At 73.3% G+C, this 18,903-nt stretch carries 15 protein-coding genes; 5 read left to right on the plus strand and 10 right to left on the minus strand.

The annotated features are described in order from the left end of the window. The first annotated feature begins 62 nt into the window (after positions 1-62). Together ACZ7C5_RS15800 and ACZ7C5_RS15805 are read left to right on the plus strand one after the other, a co-directional pair. On the plus strand, positions 63-860 hold the full coding sequence (locus ACZ7C5_RS15800; RefSeq protein ID WP_401083580.1) for an alpha/beta fold hydrolase: 798 nt from the start codon (positions 63-65) through the stop codon (positions 858-860). Continuing rightward, positions 857-1,177 (plus strand): hypothetical protein, encoded by a 321-nt coding sequence (locus ACZ7C5_RS15805; RefSeq protein WP_188295141.1) that lies wholly within the window; start codon positions 857-859, stop codon positions 1,175-1,177. The genes ACZ7C5_RS15800 and ACZ7C5_RS15805 overlap by 4 nt, the downstream gene beginning before the upstream one ends. A 102-nt stretch (positions 1,178-1,279) precedes the next feature. Here ACZ7C5_RS15805 and ACZ7C5_RS15810 read toward each other — a convergent pair whose 3' ends face one another. The 3 genes from ACZ7C5_RS15810 to mce all read right to left on the minus strand — a co-directional run bounded on the left by ACZ7C5_RS15810 (position 1,280) and on the right by mce (position 8,206). After that, positions 1,280-2,209 (minus strand): coiled-coil domain-containing protein, encoded by a 930-nt coding sequence (locus tag ACZ7C5_RS15810; protein WP_188295142.1) that lies wholly within the window; start codon positions 2,207-2,209, stop codon positions 1,280-1,282. 117 nt (positions 2,210-2,326) lie between these two features. Further along, positions 2,327-7,252: a hypothetical protein gene (locus ACZ7C5_RS15815; RefSeq protein WP_470322750.1), complete on the minus strand. Its 4,926-nt coding sequence runs from the start codon at positions 7,250-7,252 to the stop codon at positions 2,327-2,329. A gap of 513 nt (positions 7,253-7,765) precedes the next feature. Beyond that, positions 7,766-8,206, minus strand: a complete 441-nt coding sequence (gene mce / locus ACZ7C5_RS15820; RefSeq protein WP_401083585.1) for a methylmalonyl-CoA epimerase — start codon at positions 8,204-8,206, stop codon at positions 7,766-7,768. Between the two features lie 242 nt (positions 8,207-8,448). On the opposite strand from mce, the gene ACZ7C5_RS15825 reads away from it, so the two are divergent. Together ACZ7C5_RS15825 and meaB are read left to right on the plus strand one after the other, a co-directional pair. Then, positions 8,449-9,642, plus strand: coding sequence for an acetyl-CoA C-acetyltransferase (locus ACZ7C5_RS15825; RefSeq protein WP_401083587.1), 1,194 nt, complete (start codon positions 8,449-8,451; stop codon positions 9,640-9,642). An 80-nt stretch (positions 9,643-9,722) separates the two neighbouring features. After that, on the plus strand, positions 9,723-10,679 hold the full coding sequence (gene meaB, locus ACZ7C5_RS15830; RefSeq protein WP_401083589.1) for a methylmalonyl Co-A mutase-associated GTPase MeaB: 957 nt from the start codon (positions 9,723-9,725) through the stop codon (positions 10,677-10,679). Between the two features lie 73 nt (positions 10,680-10,752). Here the strand turns inward: meaB and ACZ7C5_RS15835 are convergent, their stop codons facing one another. The 5 genes from ACZ7C5_RS15835 to ACZ7C5_RS15855 form a co-directional block, all read right to left on the minus strand. Beyond that, positions 10,753-11,268 (minus strand): MarR family winged helix-turn-helix transcriptional regulator, encoded by a 516-nt coding sequence (locus ACZ7C5_RS15835; RefSeq protein WP_188295819.1) that lies wholly within the window; start codon positions 11,266-11,268, stop codon positions 10,753-10,755. Between the two features lie 40 nt (positions 11,269-11,308). Beyond that, positions 11,309-12,121 (minus strand): AIM24 family protein, encoded by an 813-nt coding sequence (locus ACZ7C5_RS15840; RefSeq protein WP_401083760.1) that lies wholly within the window; start codon positions 12,119-12,121, stop codon positions 11,309-11,311. A gap of 176 nt (positions 12,122-12,297) precedes the next feature. Further along, positions 12,298-12,948: an AIM24 family protein gene (locus ACZ7C5_RS15845; RefSeq protein WP_188295818.1), complete on the minus strand. Its 651-nt coding sequence runs from the start codon at positions 12,946-12,948 to the stop codon at positions 12,298-12,300. Beyond that, complete coding sequence (locus tag ACZ7C5_RS15850) at positions 12,948-13,586, minus strand: AIM24 family protein (protein ID WP_401083592.1); 639 nt, start codon at positions 13,584-13,586, stop codon at positions 12,948-12,950. The genes ACZ7C5_RS15845 and ACZ7C5_RS15850 overlap by 1 nt, the downstream gene beginning before the upstream one ends. Before the next feature lie 80 nt (positions 13,587-13,666). Continuing rightward, the gene (locus tag ACZ7C5_RS15855; protein ID WP_401083593.1) at positions 13,667-14,464 is read right to left on the minus strand and encodes a DUF2127 domain-containing protein; all 798 of its coding nucleotides are present in this window, start codon (positions 14,462-14,464) and stop codon (positions 13,667-13,669) included. A gap of 267 nt (positions 14,465-14,731) precedes the next feature. Here ACZ7C5_RS15855 and ACZ7C5_RS15860 point away from each other — a divergent pair, with 267 nt between their 5' ends. Beyond that, positions 14,732-15,043: a DUF3817 domain-containing protein gene (locus ACZ7C5_RS15860; protein ID WP_401083595.1), complete on the plus strand. Its 312-nt coding sequence runs from the start codon at positions 14,732-14,734 to the stop codon at positions 15,041-15,043. Between the two features lie 138 nt (positions 15,044-15,181). Here ACZ7C5_RS15860 and ACZ7C5_RS15865 read toward each other — a convergent pair whose 3' ends face one another. Together ACZ7C5_RS15865 and ACZ7C5_RS15870 are read right to left on the minus strand one after the other, a co-directional pair. After that, positions 15,182-16,807, minus strand: a complete 1,626-nt coding sequence (locus ACZ7C5_RS15865; protein ID WP_401083597.1) for a M4 family metallopeptidase — start codon at positions 16,805-16,807, stop codon at positions 15,182-15,184. Between the two features lie 401 nt (positions 16,808-17,208). Further along, on the minus strand, positions 17,209-18,840 hold the full coding sequence (locus ACZ7C5_RS15870) for a M4 family metallopeptidase (protein ID WP_470322751.1): 1,632 nt from the start codon (positions 18,838-18,840) through the stop codon (positions 17,209-17,211). Positions 18,841-18,903 lie beyond the last annotated feature (63 nt).

The following is an 18,903-nucleotide window of genomic DNA, read 5'->3' on the forward strand; positions in this document are numbered from 1 at the left end:
ACGGGCCCGTCGGGTGAACCTGCCGAGTGGGCCGCCCGGTCGAGCCGCAATAGGTTGGGCACATGACCCAGAGTCCCTCCGCAGTGTCGGTCCGCGAGAGCGGTACCGGAACACCACTCGTGCTGCTGCACGCCTTCCCGCTGAACGCCTCGATGTGGTCGTCCCAACTGGACGCGCTGCCCGGTATGACCGGAGACGAAGCGCGTGTGCTCGCCCCCGACCAGCGGGGGTTCGGCGGTACCGGGCTGGGCGCCGACGAGCCCTCGCTGGACCTGGTCGCGGACGACCTCGCCCTGCTGCTGGACGCGGCCGGGATCGAACGCGCGGTGGTCGGCGGGCTGTCCATGGGCGGCTACGTGGCGCTGGCCTTCGCCCGCCGCCACCCCGGCCGGCTGTCCGGCCTGCTGCTGGCCAACACCCGGGCCACCGCCGACACCGACGCGGTGCGGGCCAACCGGGAACGGATCGCCGCCGCCGTCACCGCGCGGGACAGCGTCCGGCTGCTGCTGGACGAGCAGGTCGCGGCCGGGCAGCTCGGGCCGGACTCGCAGCAGCTGGTGGAGCGGGTGCGGGCGATGGTCGCCGCCGCGCCGCCGGCCGCCGTCGCCTGGGCCCAGCGGGCCATGGCGGCCCGCCCGGACGCCTTGGACGTGCTGGCCGCCCTGCGGGTGCCGGTCGCGGTCGTGGCGGGCGCCCGGGACGCCCTGGTGGCGCCGGAGGAGGCCGAGCTGATGGTGCGGGCCAGTCCGGACGCCGAGCTGACCGTCGTCCCCGGGGTGGGCCACCTGAGCGCCCTGGAGGCGCCCGAGGCCTTCGACGCCGCCGTGCGCACCCTGCTCGCCCGGGTGGCCGCCGGATGAGCCAGGAGAGCCAGGACGCGGCGGCCTGGGACTTCTCCGCGCTGGAGGTGACCGGCCGGATGCCCGTGACCAACCGGAGCGAGGCGCTGGTCGAACTGACCCTGGAACCGCTCGGCGAGGACTACTGGATGCGCCCCGGGGAGACCTTCATCGTCACCTCGTACGGCGACTACGGGCTCGGGCACCCCTTCGAGGTGCAGTACTGGCCCGACTCGGTGTCGGTCTGGTGCACCTCCTGGTTCGGCACCGTCTCGGACGACGAGGGCAACCAGCTCAGCAGCGGTTACCAGCGGCCGGACGGGGCGTACCCGAGGTAGCCGTGCGTCCGGCCGGGAAGTGCCCGAGGTGATGACGGCGCGAAAGCCGGCAGGCCCTCACCCTGGCGGGTGAGGGCCTGCGGTGCCACTGGGTCCGGTGCGTCAGCGCGACTGCTGGGCGGGCACGCCCATCGTGTCGTCGTTCGGCAGCGAGGCGGCGGCCACGGCCGCGCCGGTCAGCGTCGCCAGCATCTCGCGGACGTTGGTCAGCTGGGCGTTGATGCTGTCGCGGCGGTTGGTGAGCGCCGCCAGCTCGCGCTCGGATTCGCTGCGGATGCGGTCCGCCTTGGCGTTGGCGTCGGCCACGATGTCCTCGGACTGGCGCTGGGCCGTCTCGACGGTCTGGCGGGCGCGGCGCTCGGCGTCGGTGCGCAGCTTCTCGGCCTCCAGGCGCAGCTGCTCGGCCCGGTGCTCGATCTCGGCCAGGCGCTTCTCCGCCTTGGCCTGACGGGCCGCCAGGTCGCGCTCGGACTGCTCGCGGCGCTTGGCCAGGTTGGTCTCGAACTCCAGCGCGGCCTGGGCGGCCTTGGTGCGGGTGTCCTCGAAGAGGGCGTCCGCCTCCTCGCGCTTGTTCTGGGCGTCCTTGTTGGCCTCGGCGCGCAGCTGGGCGGCGTCGCTCTTCGACTTGTCGACGATCCGCAGCCCCTCGTCCTCCGCCTTGGCCTTGCGGTCCTTGGCGTAGTTCTCGGCCTCGGTGCGGACCTGCTGGGCGGCGGCCTCGGCGAGCTCGCGGTGCTGCTCGGCGGCGCGGTGCGCCTCGTCGCGCAGGTCCTTGGCCTCCTCCTCGGCGAGTCGCAGGATCTTCTCGACCCGGGCGCCGAGGCCGGCGTAGGAGGGCTCCTGCTCGACCACGGCCGCCTGGGCGGTCTGGGTCTCCAGGTGGAGCTCCTCGATGCGCTTCTCCAGCGCGCTGATCCGGGTCAAGGCACTGTCACGGTCGGCCACCAGCTTGGTGATCCGCTCGTCGACCTGGGCGCGCTCGTACCCACGGCGCACCAGGTCGAAGCCGTGAGGGGAGTGACTGTCGCTCATGGGGTTCTGGGCTTCCTGTCGTCAAACCGCTGAGGTGGTTGAGGGAATCCTGACACGGTACCGGAGTGTCGACGGCGATACGCCGTCCTCTCACGGACAATGGCCGCCAATGTCCGCTCAATCGGGTGGTGAGCTCTTGGAGCGATTGCCACCCGACCGGGGGGAGCCAACTCCGGCACCGGCCTTGGCGCCCCCGTCCTTCTTGGTGCTGCTTCCCCCGTTGACCTGGGCGACCGGTGACGGCGCCTCGAACGCCTCCAGGGCGGACAGCACGTCCTGGACCCTGGAGATCTCGGTGTTGATGTCCTTGCGGCGGCGCACCAGTTCGTCCAGCTCGCGCCGGCCCTCGTCGGTGACCCGCTTCGCCTCGGCCTTGGCCTCGGCGAGCAGCCGCTCGGCCTCCGCCTTCGCCAGCTCGATCTGCTCGTCCGCGGCCTCGTCGGCGTCCCGCAGCCGCTTCTCCGCCTCGGTGGACGCCTGCTCCAGCCGCTCCTCGGCCTCGGTCTCGGACGACCGGAACCTGGCCTCGGCCTTGACGATCAGCGCCTCGGCGCGGCCGGTGGAGTCGGCGAGCTTGGTCTCCGCCTCCTTCAGCAGGCCCTCGGCCTTGCGGACGGCGGAGATCCGGACCTTGCTGGCCTCCGCGGACGCCTCCGAGGTCAGCTCGGCGGCCCGGTCCTCGGCCGCGGCGACCAGGGTCGCCGCCCGGTCCTCGGCCTCGGCGACGGTGGCCACCGCCTGCTCCTCGGCCTCGGTCAGCTGCTCCTGAGCGGCCGTCACCAGCGCGTCCACCCGCTCGCCGGCCGACTTCATGGCCGCCGCGTTCTCCTTGCGGGCGCGCTCGTGCAGCGCCTCCACCTCGGCGTCGGTGCGCTCGCGCAGCTCCTCGGCGCGCTCGCGGATCGCGGTCGCGTCCCGGCGGGCCTCGGCGAGCAGGGCGTCCGCGTCGGAGCGGCCCTTCTCGACCTCGGCCTGACCGGCCGCCTCGCCGGCGGCGACCAGCCGGCCGGCCTCCTTGCGGGCGGCGGCGACCATCGCGTCCGCCTGCTCCTCGGCGGCGGCGGTGGTGGCCAGCGCGGTGGTCTGGGCGTCCTCGCCGAGCGCCTCGGCGTCCGCGAAGGCCTTCTCCAGAACGGACTTGGCCCGCGCGCGGGTGGACTTGTCGAACTGCTCGGCGGCCTCCCTGGTCTCCGCGTCGAAGGCGTCGGCGCGGGCGTGGGTGGCGGAGTCGTAGTCGTCGGCCAGGGTGCGGGTGGCGAGGGCGTACTCCTCGGCCTCGGCGCGCAGACCGGCGGCCAGCTCCTCGGCGTCGGCGACGGCGCGGGCGCCCCTGGCCTCGGCCTCGGCCACCGTACGGGCGGCCTGTGCCCCGGCGTCGGCGCGCAGCTGCTCAGCGGCCTCCTGGGCGGCGCGCAGCTCGGCCTCGGCGTCCGCGCGCAGCTGCTCGTCGTAGGCGTGGGCCTCGGCACGCAGACGGCCGAGCTCGTTCTCGGCGGCCTCCAGCTCGGCGGCCAGCTCCAGCTCGGTCTGCTCGCGCAGGGCGGTGGTCTCGGCCTCGGCGCGGGCGCGCAGGTCGGCCGTCTCGCGGTCGGTGAGCTCGCGCAGCTCGGCGCTCTCGCGCTCGACCAGGGCGCGCAGCTCGGAGGCGTACGCGTCGGCGGACTCGCGCTGCTCGGTGGTCTCGCGCTCGGCGAGGGCGCGCAGCTCGGTGGCGTCCTGCTCGGCGGCCTCGCGGACCTCGGCGACCTCCTGTTCGGCGGCGGCCCTGAGCGCGGCGATCTGCTCGGCGCCGGCCTCGTGCATGCCGGCGACCGACTGGCGGACCTCGGCGGCCTCCTCCTCGGCCGTGGCCACCAGCTCGGCACCCTCGGCCTTGGCGGCGGCGATCAGCTCGGCGCGGTCGGCCTTGGCCTGCTCCAGCTCGGCGGCGGCCTCGGTGCGGATGCCGTCGGCGGCGGCGCGGGCCTCGGACAGCGCGCGGCCGGCCTCGGCCCGGACGGTCTCGGCCTGCTCGTTGGCCAGGGCCAGTTCGGCGGCGGCCTTCTCGCGGGTCGCCTTGGCGTCCTTGGCGGCCTCGGTCCGGTACTGCTCGGCGGTGGCCCGGGACCGCTCCAGCACCTCGTCGGCGGCGGTGCGCTGCTCGGCGGCGTAGGCGTCGGCCTGCTCGTGGACGTCGCCGGCGTAGGCGTCGGCGGCTTCGCGGACGTCGGCGCTGTGCCGGTCGGCCTCGGCCCTGGTCTCGGCGGCGTAGGCGTCGGCGGCGGTGTGCTGCTCGGTGGCGTACGCGTCGGCGGCTTCGCGGACCTCGGCGCTGTGCTTGTCGGCGGCTTCGCGGACCTCGGCGCTGTGCTTGGCGGCGGCCTCGCGGACCTCGGCCGTCTCGGCCGCGGTGCGCTCGGTGAGGTCGGCGGCGTGCTGCTCGGCCTCGGCCCTGGTCTGCGCGGCGTAGGCGTCCGCGGTGGTGTGCTGCTCCGCGGCGTAGGCGTCGGCCGCCTCGCAGACCTCTTCGGCGTGCTTGTCGGCGGCTTCGCGGACCTCGGCGCTGTGCTTGGCGGCGGCCTCGCGGACCTCGGCCGTCTCGGCCGCGGTGCGCTCGGTGAGGTCGGCGGCGTGCTGCTCGGCCTCGGTGCGGAGGCGGTCGGCGTAGGCCTCCGCGGTCTCCCGCTGCCGGGTGGTCTCGCGCTGGGCGAGGGCCCGCAGCTCGGCGGCGGCGTGCTCGGCCTCGGCCCGGAGCTGTTCGGCGGCCTGCTCGGCCTGCTCGCGGGCGGCCGTGGCGGTGGTCAGCTGCTCGGCGGTCTCCTCGCGCTCGCGGCGCAGCCCGTCGGCGGCCTCCTCGCGCTCGCGCCGGCTCTCCTCGCGCAGCGCGTTCGCGGCCGCGTCGGCCTCGGCCCTGGTGCGGGCGGCCTCGGTGTCGGCCTCGGTGCGCACGCGCTCGGCGTCGGCCACCGCGGCGTCCCTGACGGAGTTCGCCCCGGCCTGCGCCTCGGTGCTCAGGGCCTCCGCGGCGGCGGTCGCCTCGGCGCGCACCCGCTGGTCGAACTCGGCTGCCTCGCGCCGGAGTTCGGCGGTCTCACGCTCGGCGGCGGCCCGGTTCTCGGCGGCCGCGGCCTTGGCGGAGGCGAGCGCGTCCTGGCCCTGCTGTTCGGCGGTCCCGGTGATCTTCCCGGCCTCGGCGCGGGCCCGGGTCAGGGTCTGCTCGGCCCGTCCCTGGGTCTCGGCCGCCTGCTCCTGGGCGTGCTCGCGCAGCCGCTCGACCTCCGCGGCCGCGCCCGCGCGCAGGTCGTCCGCGTCGGCCTTGGCCTTGGTGAGCAGCTCCTCGGCGTTCTTCGCCGACTCCTCGATCTGGGCCACGGCCTGGCGGCGGGCCTCGCCGCGCACCCGGTCGGCCTCGGCGGCGGCCTGGGCGCGCAGCTCCTCGGCCTCGGCCCGCAGCCGGGCCGCCTCGTCCTGCATCTGCTCGATCCGCTCGCGGATCGCGGCGGCGTCGTCCAGGGCGGCGTTCTGGGCCTGCTCGACGGCGGCCTGGGCCTGCTCGCGCAGCCGCTGCGCCTCCGCGGCGGCCTCGGCACGGATCCGCTCGGCCTCGGCGGCGGCCTCGCCGCGCGCCGTCTCGGCGTCCCGGTCGGCCCGGCCGAGCACCTCCTCGGCGGTCTTGGCGGCCTTGGCGAGGTGGACGGTGGCGTCCTTGGCGCCGGCCGCCCGGCCCGCCTCCTCGGCCTCGCCGCGCAGCCGCAGGGCGTCGGCCTCGGCCTGTGCCCGCAGCTCGGCGACGTCCCGCTCGGCCTGGGCGCGCAGTTCGGCGATCGCCGCCTCGGCCTCGGACTTCAGCTCGGTGGCGACCGACGCGGCGGTGGCCCGCAGCCGCTCGCTCTCCTCGGCCGCGGCGGCCCTGGCGGCGTCGGCCTCGGCCTGCTTGGTGGTGGCTTCGGTCCGGACGGCCTCGGCCTCGGCGCGGATCGCCTCGGCCTCCTTGGTGGCCTGGGCGACCATCCGGGCCACCTCGGCCCTGGCGGTCTGCGAGCGCTGCTCGTTGGCGGCCTCGCCGTCGGCGACCTTGCGCTCGGCGGCGGCCTCGGCGTCGGCCTGGAGCTGTTCGGCGGCCTGCTCGGCCTGGTTGCGCAGCTCGGTGGCCTCGTGGCGGGTGCGCTCCGCCTCGGCGATGGCCTCGGCGCGCAGCCTCTCTATCTCGGCCTTGGCGGCGGAGAGCTGCTGTTCGGCCCTGGCCTGTTCGGCGGAGGCCTGCGACGTGAGCCGGCCGATCTCGGCCTGCGCGGCGGCCAGCTGGCCCTCGGCGGCGGCGTGCGCGGCGGCGAGCTGCTGCTGGGCCTCGCCGCGCGCGGCGTCCACGTCGGCGGCGGCCTGGGCACCGGCCTGCTGGGCCTGCTCGGAGGCGGCGCGCAGCAGGCGCTCGGCATCGGTCTGGGCCCGGTGGAGGGCGGCCTCGGCGGCGGCCTGGGCTTCACCGCGGGCGGCGTCCACGTCGGCGGCGGTCCTGGCGCGGGCCTGGTCGGCGAGGGCGACGGCCTCCGCACGGGCGGCGGCGACCATCCGCTCGGACTCGGCGCGGGCCTCCTGGAGCAGCCGCTGGGCCTCCTGCTCGGAGCCGGCCCTGGTCTGCTCGGCCCAGCCGTTGACGTGCTGCTCCGCGGAGCGGCGCAGCTCGGCGAGCTCGTCCTCGAGCTGGCGGCGGCGGGCGGTGAGCTCGGCCTCCAGCCGGGAGGTGCGCTCGGCGGCCTCGGCCATGATCCGCTGGGTGGCGGCCTGGGAGTCGCGCAGCTGGCGCTCGGCGTCGGCGCGCAGCTGCTGGGCCTGCATCTCGGCGGTGCGGAGCATCTGCTCGGCCTGGCCGGAAACGGCGTCGAAGGCGCGCGGCTGGGCGAGCATGCGGCGGGACTCGTGCAGCTTCGCCCGGAGCACCTCCACCTGGTAGGCGAGGTCCTCGGCATGCTCGACTGCCTTGTCCCGCTCCTTCCGAGTCCGACCCATCTCGGCCTCGAACTGGGAGAGGTGATCGTCAACCTCGTAGCGGTCGTTGCCCCGCACTCCGCGGTCCCATCCATCTCCTGGTCGCGTCCTCGACCCGGCCGGTGCCGGGCTCCCGTTTTCCGGGGGCCGGTCCGACTGGTCCTTGCATCCGCGGCCGGTGGACGGCTCCCCGCCAATCAGGGGCCGCCCGCCGCGGTCGTCGGAGTCCGGGGCGCGGGATCGCGGGAGTTTTTCCGCGCTCCCCCGTCCGAGTGGACTCCTGGGCGAACTCTTGCCTTGTGGAGAATGGTGACAGATCCGTCTTGCGACTGTTCAGCCGTGCCCGCGTAATGGACTCCCCTTGCGACGGGCCCACCACCGGAGGGCGGACGGGCCTGTCATCGGCCGTGCCCGTCGCCTCCGTCCCCCGGAGCCTTCGCGCACCTGGGCATTGTAGTGGGAGCGCACCGCGGGGGAATGGCCGCAGGGGGGTTTTCCGGCTCTTCCGGCCAGGTTACTGACGGGTCATGACCGACGGGGCGTCGGTTGCCGCCCGGGGCGCCGCACGCCCCGGGGCGGTCCTGGCACCGGTCAGTGCCCGTCCTGGGCCTGCTGCGCGGAGGTGACCAGCTCGGTCAGCACGCCGCCGCAGTCCTTGGGGTGCAGGAAGGTGATCCGCGACCCCATCGAGCCGGCGCGCGGCTGGTCGTAGAGGACCCGGACGCCCTTGTCCCTGATGGCCTCGGAGTCGCCGTCCACGTCCGCGGTGCCGAAGGCGATGTGGTGCACGCCCTCGCCGTTCTTCTCCAGCCACTTGCCCACCGGGGAGTCGGTCCTGATGGGCTCCAGCAGCTGGAGGTAGGAGGCTGCGCCGTCGTCGGTGCCGTTGATCCTCAGCATGGCCTCGCGGACGCCCTGCTCCTCGTTGACCTCGGAGTGGAAGACCTCGAAACCGTACGTGGCGCGGTAGAACTCGACCGTCTTGTCGAGGTCTCGGCAGGCGATGCCGATGTGGTCGATGCGGGTCAGCACGGTGACCTCCGGGTGGTGGGGAGAAGGTGCACCAAGTGCAGCGCATGGCCCGCGACGGACGCCAGTACCCGGCGTGCGAGCCTGCTCACACGGCCGGCGGTTCACCCGGACCGGGTCGGCACGGTGTTGACTGGATGGTGCCAGTGCGCTCGATCACACCGTCGCTCCGGTGACGGGCGGGTAACAGGTCAGTACATTGAGCGCATTCTCACCTGGCCACGACGTGCGAAGGGGCCCGTCCCATGACCAACACCACCTCTGTGATCGTTGCCGGTGCGCGGACCCCGATGGGCCGCCTGCTCGGCTCCCTGAAGGGCTTCTCGGGCGCCGACCTCGGCGGCGTCGCGATCAGGGCGGCCCTGGAGCGGGCCGGTGTCACCGGCGACCAGGTCCAGTACGTGATCATGGGCCAGGTGCTCCAGGCCGGCGCCGGCCAGATCCCGGCCCGCCAGGCCGCCGTCAAGGCCGGCATCCCGATGAGCGTCCCGGCGCTGACGATCAACAAGGTCTGCCTCTCCGGCCTCGACGCCATCGCGCTCGCCGACCAGCTGATCAGGGCCGGCGAGTTCGACATCGTGGTCGCCGGCGGCCAGGAGTCGATGACCAACGCCCCGCACCTGCTGCCGAAGTCCCGCGAGGGCTTCAAGTACGGCGCGATCGAGATGCTCGACGCGATGGCGTACGACGGCCTCACCGACGCCTACGAGAACATCCCGATGGGCGAGTCCACCGAGAAGCACAACACCCGCCTGGGCATCCCGCGCGAGGCGCAGGACGAGATCGCCGCCGCCTCCCACCAGCGGGCGGCCAAGGCGCAGGCCGACGGCGTCTTCGACGCCGAGATCGCCCCGGTCGCCGTCCCGCAGCGCAAGGGCGAGCCGGTGCTGTTCAGCCAGGACGAGGGCATCCGCGCCGACACCACCGTGGAGGGCCTGGCCAGGCTGCGCCCGGCCTTCACCAAGGACGGCACGATCACCGCCGGCACCTCCTCGCAGATCTCCGACGGCGCCGCCGCCGTGGTCGTGATGAGCAAGGCCAAGGCCGAGGAGCTGGGGCTGACCTGGCTCGCCGAGATCGGCGCCCACGGCAACGTGGCAGGACCGGACAACTCGCTCCAGTCGCAGCCGTCCAACGCGATCAGGCACGCGCTGGCCAAGGAGGGCCTGGAGGTCGCCGACCTCGACCTGATCGAGATCAACGAGGCGTTCGCGGCCGTCGCCCACCAGTCGATGAAGGACCTGGGCGTCTCCTCCGACATCGTCAACGTCAACGGCGGTGCCATCGCGCTCGGCCACCCGATCGGGATGTCCGGCGCCCGCGTGGTGCTGACCCTGGCGCTGGAGCTCCAGCGCCGCGGCGGCGGGGTCGGCGCGGCCGCGCTGTGCGGCGGCGGCGGCCAGGGCGACGCGCTGATCGTGCGCGTCCCGAAGGTCTGACCGGCCGATCCGGCCTCCAGGGCCGCGGACCGCGACCAGCGGTCCGCGGCCCCTTTCGGCATCTGCGCTAGGAGCTCCTGATGATCGATGTCGCCACGCTGGTCGAGCAGGCCCGGGAGGGCCGGCCGCGGGCGGTCGCCCGGCTGATCACGCTGGTCGAGAACGCCGCTCCGCAGCTTCGGGAGGCGATGGCCGCGCTCGCGCCGTACACCGGGCGGGCGTACACGGTGGGCCTGACCGGCTCGCCCGGGGTCGGCAAGTCCACCTCCACCTCGGCGCTGGTCTCCGCCTACCGGCGGCTCGGCAAGCGGGTCGGGGTGCTGGCCGTCGACCCGTCCTCGCCGTTCTCCGGCGGCGCGCTGCTGGGCGACCGGGTCCGGATGCAGGACCACGCCACCGACCCCGAGGTGTTCATCCGCTCGATGGCCACCCGCGGCCACCTCGGCGGGCTCTCCTGGGCGGCGCCGCAGGCGCTGCGGGTGCTGGACGCGGCCGGCTGCGAGGTGATCCTGGTCGAGACCGTCGGGGTGGGCCAGTCCGAGGTGGAGGTCGCCGCCCAGGCCGACACCACCGTGGTGCTGCTGGCCCCCGGGATGGGCGACGGCATCCAGGCCGCCAAGGCCGGGATCCTGGAGATCGGTGACGTCTTCGTGGTCAACAAGGCCGACCGGGACGGCGCCGACGCCACCGCCAGGGAGCTCAACCACATGCTGGGCCTCGGCGAGGCCAGGGAGGCGGGGGACTGGCGCCCGCCGATCGTCAAGACCGTCGCGGCGCGCGGCGAGGGCGTGGACGAGGTGGTCGAGGCGCTGGAGAAGCACCGCGCCTGGCTGGAGGAGCACGGCGAGCTGGCCGCGCGGCGCCGCCGCAGGGCCGCCGAGGAGATCGAGGCGATCGCGCTGGCCGAACTGCGCGCCCGGATCGGCGACCTGCGCGGGGACCGGCACCTGGCCGTGCTGGCCGAGCGGGTGGCCGGGGGCGCGCTGGACCCGTACGGCGCGGCCGACGAACTGGTCGCGGGCCTGACCAGGAGCTGAGCGGTACCCCCGCCGCCCCGCCGCGATCACGGTCGCGGCGGGGCGGCGGGGAACCGCGCTGGGCTGCCGGGCCCTACGGCCGGCCGCGGAGGCCGCGCAGGTGTTCCGCGATCGGGGCGAGGGCCTCGTACATGGCGTCGAGCTGTTCCTCGGTGAAGCGGTCGATGAAGTGCGCCCGGACGCTGCGCACGTGGTCGGGGGCGACCCGCTGCATGGTCTCCCAGCCGTGCTCGGTGAGGTGGGCGTAGAGGCCCCGGCGGTCGCCGGGGCATTCCTGGCGGAGCACCAGACCGGCGTTCTCCATGCGGGTGATCTGGTGCGAGAGGCGGCTCTTCGACTGGAGGGTCGCGGTCGCGAGGTCGGTCATCCGCAGCCGGCGGTCCTGGGCCTCGGAGAGCACGACCAGGATCTCGTAGTCGTTGATCGCCAGGTTGTGCGGCTGGAGTTCACGGCTGAGCTGGTACTCCAGCAGCTTGGCGACCTCCAGATGGGCGCGCCACATCCGCTGCTCCCTGGCGGTCAGCCAGGGAGTCTCCTCCTCGGGCTGCGACGGAGGGGTGGCCGCAGTGTCGATCGTGTGCGATTCCATGCCGTCCAGCATAGCCGATTTAGTTCAATCTTGTACGAGTTTACAGGCCGAAACGTCGTCCGAGGTCGCCCAGGTTACCGAGGCCCGGTACGTTCGGATTCCCTCCGGCGTGGGTCGCCGGCTGGTTCGGCACCCCGCCGACCGGCACTCCCGCCTCCGCGTCGACCTGTCCGACCGAGCGCTCCGCCAGCAGCTTCTCGCTCGACTGCAACAGCACCTGGCCGGCGCCGATGAACTCGAACTGGTGCTCCTCGCCGGAGGCGCCGCCGAGGCCGGTCAGCCGCCGCAGGCCGCCGATCAGCCCGTGCATGTAGTCGTGGTCGTAGTGGTGGCACGGCGCCGGGCAGTCCGCCCAGCCGACCAGTGCCTGCGGGTCCACCCGCAGCGGCGGCTCGACGAAGTGCACGGGGCCGTTGGAGGCGGCGACGAAGCGGCCGGTGCCGAGCAGGGTCAGGAAGCCGGGGATGATCGACTGCTTGAGCCGCAGCGTCGGGTCGAAGGCCAGCAGGTTGCCGGAGCGGACGGTCAGGTTGCCGTCCTCCAGGTCGTACGAGTTGAGGTCGTACGCCCGGTCGGCCAGCAGCAGTTTGCCGCGGCCCTCGGCGACCACCCAGTCCGACGCGTGCATCGGCGAGTTGAAGTGCTGCCCGAGCATCCGGTCGAGCGCCCCGGCGCCGACGCCCTTGAAGGTGATGTCGCCGTAGTAGGCGACCATCTTGCCCTTCTGGAGGAAGTACGAGCCGTTCAGCTCGACCGAGAAGGCGTACGGGTTGACGTTGTCGCCGGCCGGCAGGCTGTGGACGTCCCACACCACCGGCCCGGTGCCGCCGTGGCCGCTCGGCAGCGGGGCCACCGGGCCGCCGAACTGCTCCTGGGCGTACGGCTGTTGCTGGGCCTGGTGGGCGGGCGGCGGTGGTGGTGGGTAGCCCTGCTGCGGGCCGTGGTTCGGCGGGGGCGGCGGGACCGCGAAGCCGGGCTGGGTCTGCTGGTCGTGCGGCGAGCCGTACGGGGGCTGCGGCGGGTAGGACATCAGAGCTTCTCCTCGCTCGCCTGGACGTACACCGCGCCCTGTCCGGACAGCTCCAGCTGGAACGCCTCGCCCGAGCCGCGGCCGATCATGTCGCGCCAGCCGAGCGCGGTGGACAGCTTGTTGCGCACGTCGCCGCGGTGCGCCACGTACGCCTGCGGGTCGACGTGCACCGACTGGCCGGGGACGATGGGCAGTTCGAAGACGCCGCCGTGGGCCATCACCGCGACCGACCCCTGGCCCTCCAGCTTGGTGGTGAACAGCCCCTGCCCGGTGACCTGGCCGCGGACCATGCCCATCACCCCGCCCTGCGAGCCCATGAACATGGTGGACTGCCGCAGGGTGCCCTCGAAGGCGAGCAGCCGGTCCGCCTCGACGTACAGGGTGTCGCCGAACAGGTCGATCACGTGGACGTGGTGGCCGCCATGGCCGAACATCACCCGGCCCTGGCCCTCGACGGTCATCAGAGGGGTGTCCTCGTTGGCCACCCGGCGGCCGATCATCGACATCACGCCGCCCTGGCCGCCGGTGATGTTCGGCGTGAAGCGGACCTCGCCGCTGTAGGCGAGCATCGCGCCGCGCTGGCTGAACAGCCGCTGCCCGGGCAGCACCTGGGCCTCGACCATCTTGCCGTTGATCTTCGTGAAGCCCATCAGACGTCACCCCCGATGGTGATCTTCTCGGAGGGCTGCACGTACACCAGACCTTCCCCGGTGAACTCGATCTGGACGGCCTCGCCGCCGCCCTCGCCCATCACCGTGGTCCAGCCCGCGCCCGACTTCAGGCTGCGGTGCAGGGTGCCGGTGTGCGCCACGTACGCGCCCGGGTCCACCCGCAGCGGCATGCTCTTGTCGACCCGCAGGATGACCGCGGGGCCGTTGGAGGTGAGGGCCGCCCAGCCGTGCCCCTCCACCTTGGTGGTGAACAGGCCGTTGCCGGAGGACATGCCGTTCAGCCCGGTGAAGCTGGTGCCGGTGTGCAGGCCGGACTCGGTGCAGAGCAGGTTGTCCGACTCGACGTACAGCGTCTCGCCGTTCAGCCGGACGAGGCTGATCTCGGTGGCCTTGTCGGCGAAGTAGCAGGTGCCCTGTCCCTTCACCTCCATGACCGTCATCTTCTCGCCGGTCAGTCGTCGGGTGACCATGCCGCGCAGGCCGTCCCCGCCGCCGGTCAGTTTCTTGAAGGCCATCTGCCCGGTGTAGGCGACCATCGAACCGTGTCGCGCCTTGACGCCGTCCCCGCCCAGCTCGACGGCGAGCACGCGTGATCCCTGGAGTCTGAACTGTGCCACGGCCGCAATCTAGCCGCTGTGGAGGCGGTACGGGGAGAGTGCGCGGGCCAACTGGTACCGGGCTGCGACAAACGCGCCGGTCAGGTCCGGGCGCGCGCCCCCTGTCCGGGGCCCGGAACGGCCCCGGCCGCCTGTTCGACCTCCAGCAGCGAGGCCGAGTGGCGCTCCGCCTCGAAGGCGGCCACGCCGCCGCGCAGCCCGAACAGGCGCTTGGAGAGCATGATCCAGAGCACCGCCGCGATGTTCAGCGCCAGGGTGCAGATCTTCAGCGCGCTGACGTGGTGGCTCAACTCGTAGCCCTCCAGCGGGAGGAAGGCCGCGGTGGCGACCACCGTCAGGTACTCGGCCCAGCGCTTGTTCAGCCAGAGGCCGACCGCCTCGACGATCTCGATCGCCGCGTAGACGAGCAGCGCGCCCGCGACGATCAGCAGGGTGCTCTTCCTGAACTCGAAGGTCTTGCGGATCGTCTCGACGATCGGCGCGTGTTCGAGGTCCCAGTGGAAGTGGTCGGTGACCGGCCTGAAGACGGTGAGGTTCTCGTCGAAGACCCGGTGCACCGCGTCCTGGCTGTTGGAGAACTTCCACACGGCCCAGGCGACCAGGATGATCAGCAGCCCGCGCAGCACCCGCTCGACGGCCAGGAAGCGCAGGATGAACAGGTCCCGCAGCGCCTTGCCGCGGGGCACCAGCGGGGCCTCGTCGGCGGGGCCGGAGCCGTGCGGGGCGCCCAGCGCGAAGTCGCCGCAGCGCAGGCAGCGCCAGGCGTCGCCGAGGGCGGTCGAGGCGTGCAGCCGGGAGGCCAGCCCGGGCTCGGTCGGCGCGTAGGTGACGTGGCCGCGTTTGGCGCAGGTCCTGCGGTCCCAGTCGCGTGTGAACATGCGGTGACTACCCCCGTGTGCGATGCGTCGGCGCCCGGATCGGTGGGCGCGCGGGCAGCAGGATAGGGGCTCCCGGGGGCGGGCGGTCCCGCCCGGCGGCGTTCCGGCACACAGCTGTGACACGGCCGGCGGGCGCTGTGAGATCGGGCACGGCGGCCACCCCCGGCCGGGGGCCTGGGCGTGTGCTCGGCGATAATGGGCCGAAGGCTTGTGAGTCGCTTCACAAGCTCGCCCGCGCCTCCGACCCCACGTATTGAGGAACCCATCGTGAACAGCAGCGCCGTCCACCGCCTGCGCCTGGTCTCCGGCCCCGAAGGGGTCTCCTTCATCCTGCTGCTGATCTGCTCGGTGCTGAAGCGGACCACCTCGTTCGACGCCGTCCCGGTGATGGGCATGGTCCACGGCGTGCTGTTCATCCTGTACGTGGTCTTCTGGATCCAGGCCTGGCAGACGCAGAAGTGGGACGCCAAGCGCGGCGTCCTGATGTTCGTGCTCGCGGTGCTGCCCACCGGCGGCTTCTTCGCCGAGCGGATGCTGGCCAAGGAGGAGCGGGGCGAGCTCAAGCCCGCCACCGCCTGATCCCCGGCTTCCGCGTGGACGGTCGACAGGCTGCCACGGCCTCCTCTCCCAAAGGGCCGCGGCAGCCTGTCGCCGTTTCTTACCGGGAGTGGCTCGGGCCGGGCGGGCCGGCGTCCGGCGCCCGGTCGACGGGTACCGCTAGTTGACGCTGACCGCGCTCCAGGCGGCCGCGACCGTGTTGTACTCGGTGCTGCTCGCGCCGTACAGGTCGGTGGCGGCCTTCAGGGTCGCGGTGCGGGCGGCCTTGTAGTTGGTGGTGGAGGTCATGTAGACGGTCAGCGCGCGGTACCAGATCGCGGCCGCCTTGGTCCGGCCGATGCCGGTGATCGTCGAGCCGTTGGAGGTCGGGCTGTTGTAGCTGACCCCGTTGATGACCTTCGACCCGCTGCCCTCGGCGAGCAGGAAGAAGAAGTGGTTGGCGACGCCCGAGGAGTAGTGGACGTCCTTGTTGCCGACGGTGGAGGACCAGTAGTCGGCCGAGGCGCCGTCCTTGGACGGCTTGTCCATGTAGCGCAGCGGGGTGCCGTTGTTGTTGATGTTGAGCTTCTCGCCGATCAGGTAGTCCGGCGGGTCGGCCGGCAGGTTGGCGGACCACTCGACCAGGGTGCCGAAGATGTCCGAGGTGGCCTCGTTGAGGCCGCCGGACTCGCCGGAGTAGTTGAGGTTCGCGGTGGCGGAGGTGACGCCGTGGCTCATCTCGTGGCCGGAGACGTCGATGGCGGTCAGCGGGCGGGAGTTGCCGGAGCCGTCGCCGTACGTCATGCAGAAGCAGGAGTCGTCCCAGAACGCGTTGACGTAGTTGGTGCTGTAGTGCACCCGGCTGGAGGCGCCGACGCCGTTGTTCTTGATGCCGTTGCGGCCGAAGGTGTTCTTGTAGTAGTCCCAGGTGGCCGCCGCGCCGAACTGGGCGTCCACGCCGGCGGATTCGCGGTTGGAGGCCAGGCCGTTGCCGAAGCTGTTGGTGGTGTTGGCGAACAGCGTGCCGCTGCCCGAGGTGCCGCCCTTGAGGTCGGTGGTGGACTGGTTGCCCCGGGAGGCGTCCTTCAGCTGGTAGGAGCTGCCGCTCTGGGTGGTGGTCAGCGTGACGGTGCCGACGTTGACGCCCTTGCCGGTGCCGGTCGCGGTCTGCACCTGCTCGTCGGTGGCGAGCACCTGGCCGGTGGCGGCGTCGGTGACCACCTCCTGGCGGCTCGGGGTGCCGTCCGCGCGCTGGCCCTCGACCACCGTGCGGTGGGCCAGTCGCGGGGTGCCGTCGGCGGCCCAGAGGACCAGCTCGGGCGCGCCGGCGCCGTCGACCCGGCTGAGCGCGGCCTCGTCCGCGTCGGCGGCGATGCCGACGGTCGCCCGCACCGCGGCGGTGGCCGCCTCGGCGGCCTGGGGCGCGGCGAGGCCCGGGGTCAGGCTCGGCACCGAGAGCTGTCCGGCGAAGGCCCGGTCGACGGACTTCACCGAGCCGTCGGCCTTCTGGTGGACGACCAGGTCGCCGCCGAGCACCGGGAGGCCCGCGTAGGTCCGGTCGTACCGCAGGTGACGGGTGCCGTCCCGGTCCACCACCACGTCCTTGGGCACCAGCTTCTCCTGGCCGCCGAGGGCGAGGGCCTGGGCGACCGGGGCGCTCTGCCCGGAGGCCAGCGCGAGCAGCGCGGACTGCTGCTGCGCCGGCGAGGGGGCGGCGGCCTGGGCGGGGACGGCGGCGATCTGGATGACGCCGGCGAGCAGGGCGGTGGCGGAGAGTACGGCTCCGACAGTCAGCTTTCGCTTCACGTGCGGGGGTTCCTTCCACGAGACCCGCGAGGTGCGTGCGGGTGCGCCGCGTACCGGGGCGCCGGGGTTGGCACCTTGGGGGCGGTAGGGCGCGGACGTGCCGGTCCCGTGCGGTTCCTGACACTCCGTCGGAATTGGGTGGGGCGGCGGAGGGTCGGACGGGACTTGGTCAGAAGCATGACAATTGTTGGCAGGGATGGACAGGCCGCCTCCGGGGATTGGCGGAGAATCGCCAACTCCGGTAACTGATGGTTCGGTTGCCGCCCGGTGACCGGTTTCGCCGGGTTCGTCGCGGCTGGCGGGACTCCGCCAGCCGGACGGCCTTGACAGCCGCCGGCGACGGCGGACGCCCGGGTCCTCCCGCCGGAGGCCCCGGGCGCCGGGTGTGCTGTCCGGGTACGTCAGCCGACGTTGACGGCGGCCCAGGTCGCGGCGACGGCCGCGTACTCGGCGCTGCTCGCGCCGTAGAGGTCGGCGGCGGCCTTCAGGGTGCCGGTGCGGGCCGCCGCGTAGTTGGTGGTGGAGGTGAAGTAGGTGGTCAGCGCGCGGTACCAGACCGCGGCGGCCTTGTCCCGGCCGATGCCGGCGAGGGCCGAGCCGTTGGAGGTCGGGCTGTTGTACGCGACGCCGTTGACGGTCTTGGCGCCGCTGCCCTCGGCGAGCAGGTAGAAGAAGTGGTTGGCGACGCCGGAGGAGTAGTGGACGTCCAGGTTGCCGACCGAGGACGACCAGTAGTCGGCCGAGCGCCCGTCCTTGGACGGCTGGTCCATGTAGCGCAGCGGCTTGCCGTCACCGTTGATGTTGATCTGCTCGCCGATCAGGTAGTCCGGCTTGTCGGCGGCCAGGTTGGCGGACCACTCGACCATCGTGCCGAAGATGTCCGAGGTGGCCTCGTTGAGGCCGCCGGACTCGCCGGAGTAGTTGAGGTTCGCGGTGGCGGAGGTGACGCCGTGGCTCATCTCGTGGCCGGCCACGTCCAGCGCGGTCAGCGGGTGGGTGTTGCTCGCGCCGTCGCCGTACGTCATGCAGAAGCAGCTGTCGTTCCAGAAGGCGTTGACGTAGTTGCGGCCGTAGTGGACCCGGCTGGTGGCGCCGACGCCGTCGTTCTTGATGCCGCTGCGGCCGAAGGTGTTCTTGTAGAAGTCCCAGGTGGCGGCGGCGCCGAACTGGGCGTCCACGGCGGCCGACTGGCCGTTGGAGACGGTGCCGTCGCCCCAGGCGTTGTCCGCGTCGGTGTACAGGGTGCCGTTGCCCGAGGTCTTGCCCTTGAGGTCGCTGGTGGACTGGCCGCCGCGGGAGGCGTCCTTCAGCTGGAAGGCCGAGCCGCTCTGGGTGGTGGTCAGCGGGACGCTGCCGACGAAGACGCCCTTGCCGGTGCCGGCGGCGGTCTGCACCTGCTCGTGGGTGGAGAGCACCCGGCCGGTGGCGGCGTCGGTGACCAGCAGTTGGCTGCTCGGGGTGCCGTCGGCGCGCAGGCCCTCGACGGTGGTGCGGTAGGCCAGCCGCGGGTTGCCGTCGGCGGCCCAGACCACCAGCTTCGCGGCGCCGGTCTGGCGCACCTCGGTCAGCGGGGACTCGTCCTCGTCGGCGGCGATGCCCACGGTGGACTGCACGGCGCCGGTCGCCTGGGCGGCGGCCTGGTCGGCGGGGATCCGCGGGGTGAGGTTCGGCAGGGCGATGGTCGCGCCGGTGGCCTTGTCCACGGAGGCGGTCGAGCCGTCCGCCTTCTGGTGCACCACCAGGTCCCCGCCCAGAACCGGGAGGCCGGCGAAGGTGCGCTCGTAGCGCAGGTGGCGGGTGCCGTCGGCGTCCACCACGGCGTCCTTGGCGACCAGTCGCTCCTGGCCGCCGAGGGCCAGGGTCTGCGCCACCCTGCCGGCCTGGCCGTCGGCCAGGGCTATCAGGTCGGCGCGCTGCCGGCCGTCCCTGGCGTGCGGGGCGGGGTCCGCGACGGCAACGGTGCTGACCTGGACGACACCGGTGAGCAGGGTGGTGGCGGAGAGTACGGCGACTGCGGCGAGCTTTCGCTTCACGAACGAGTCCTTCCGGGAAACCGCGAGCGGACGCGGTCGCACCGCGTTCCGGGCGCCGGGGAC

This window comes from Kitasatospora sp. NPDC036993, assembly GCF_055607525.1.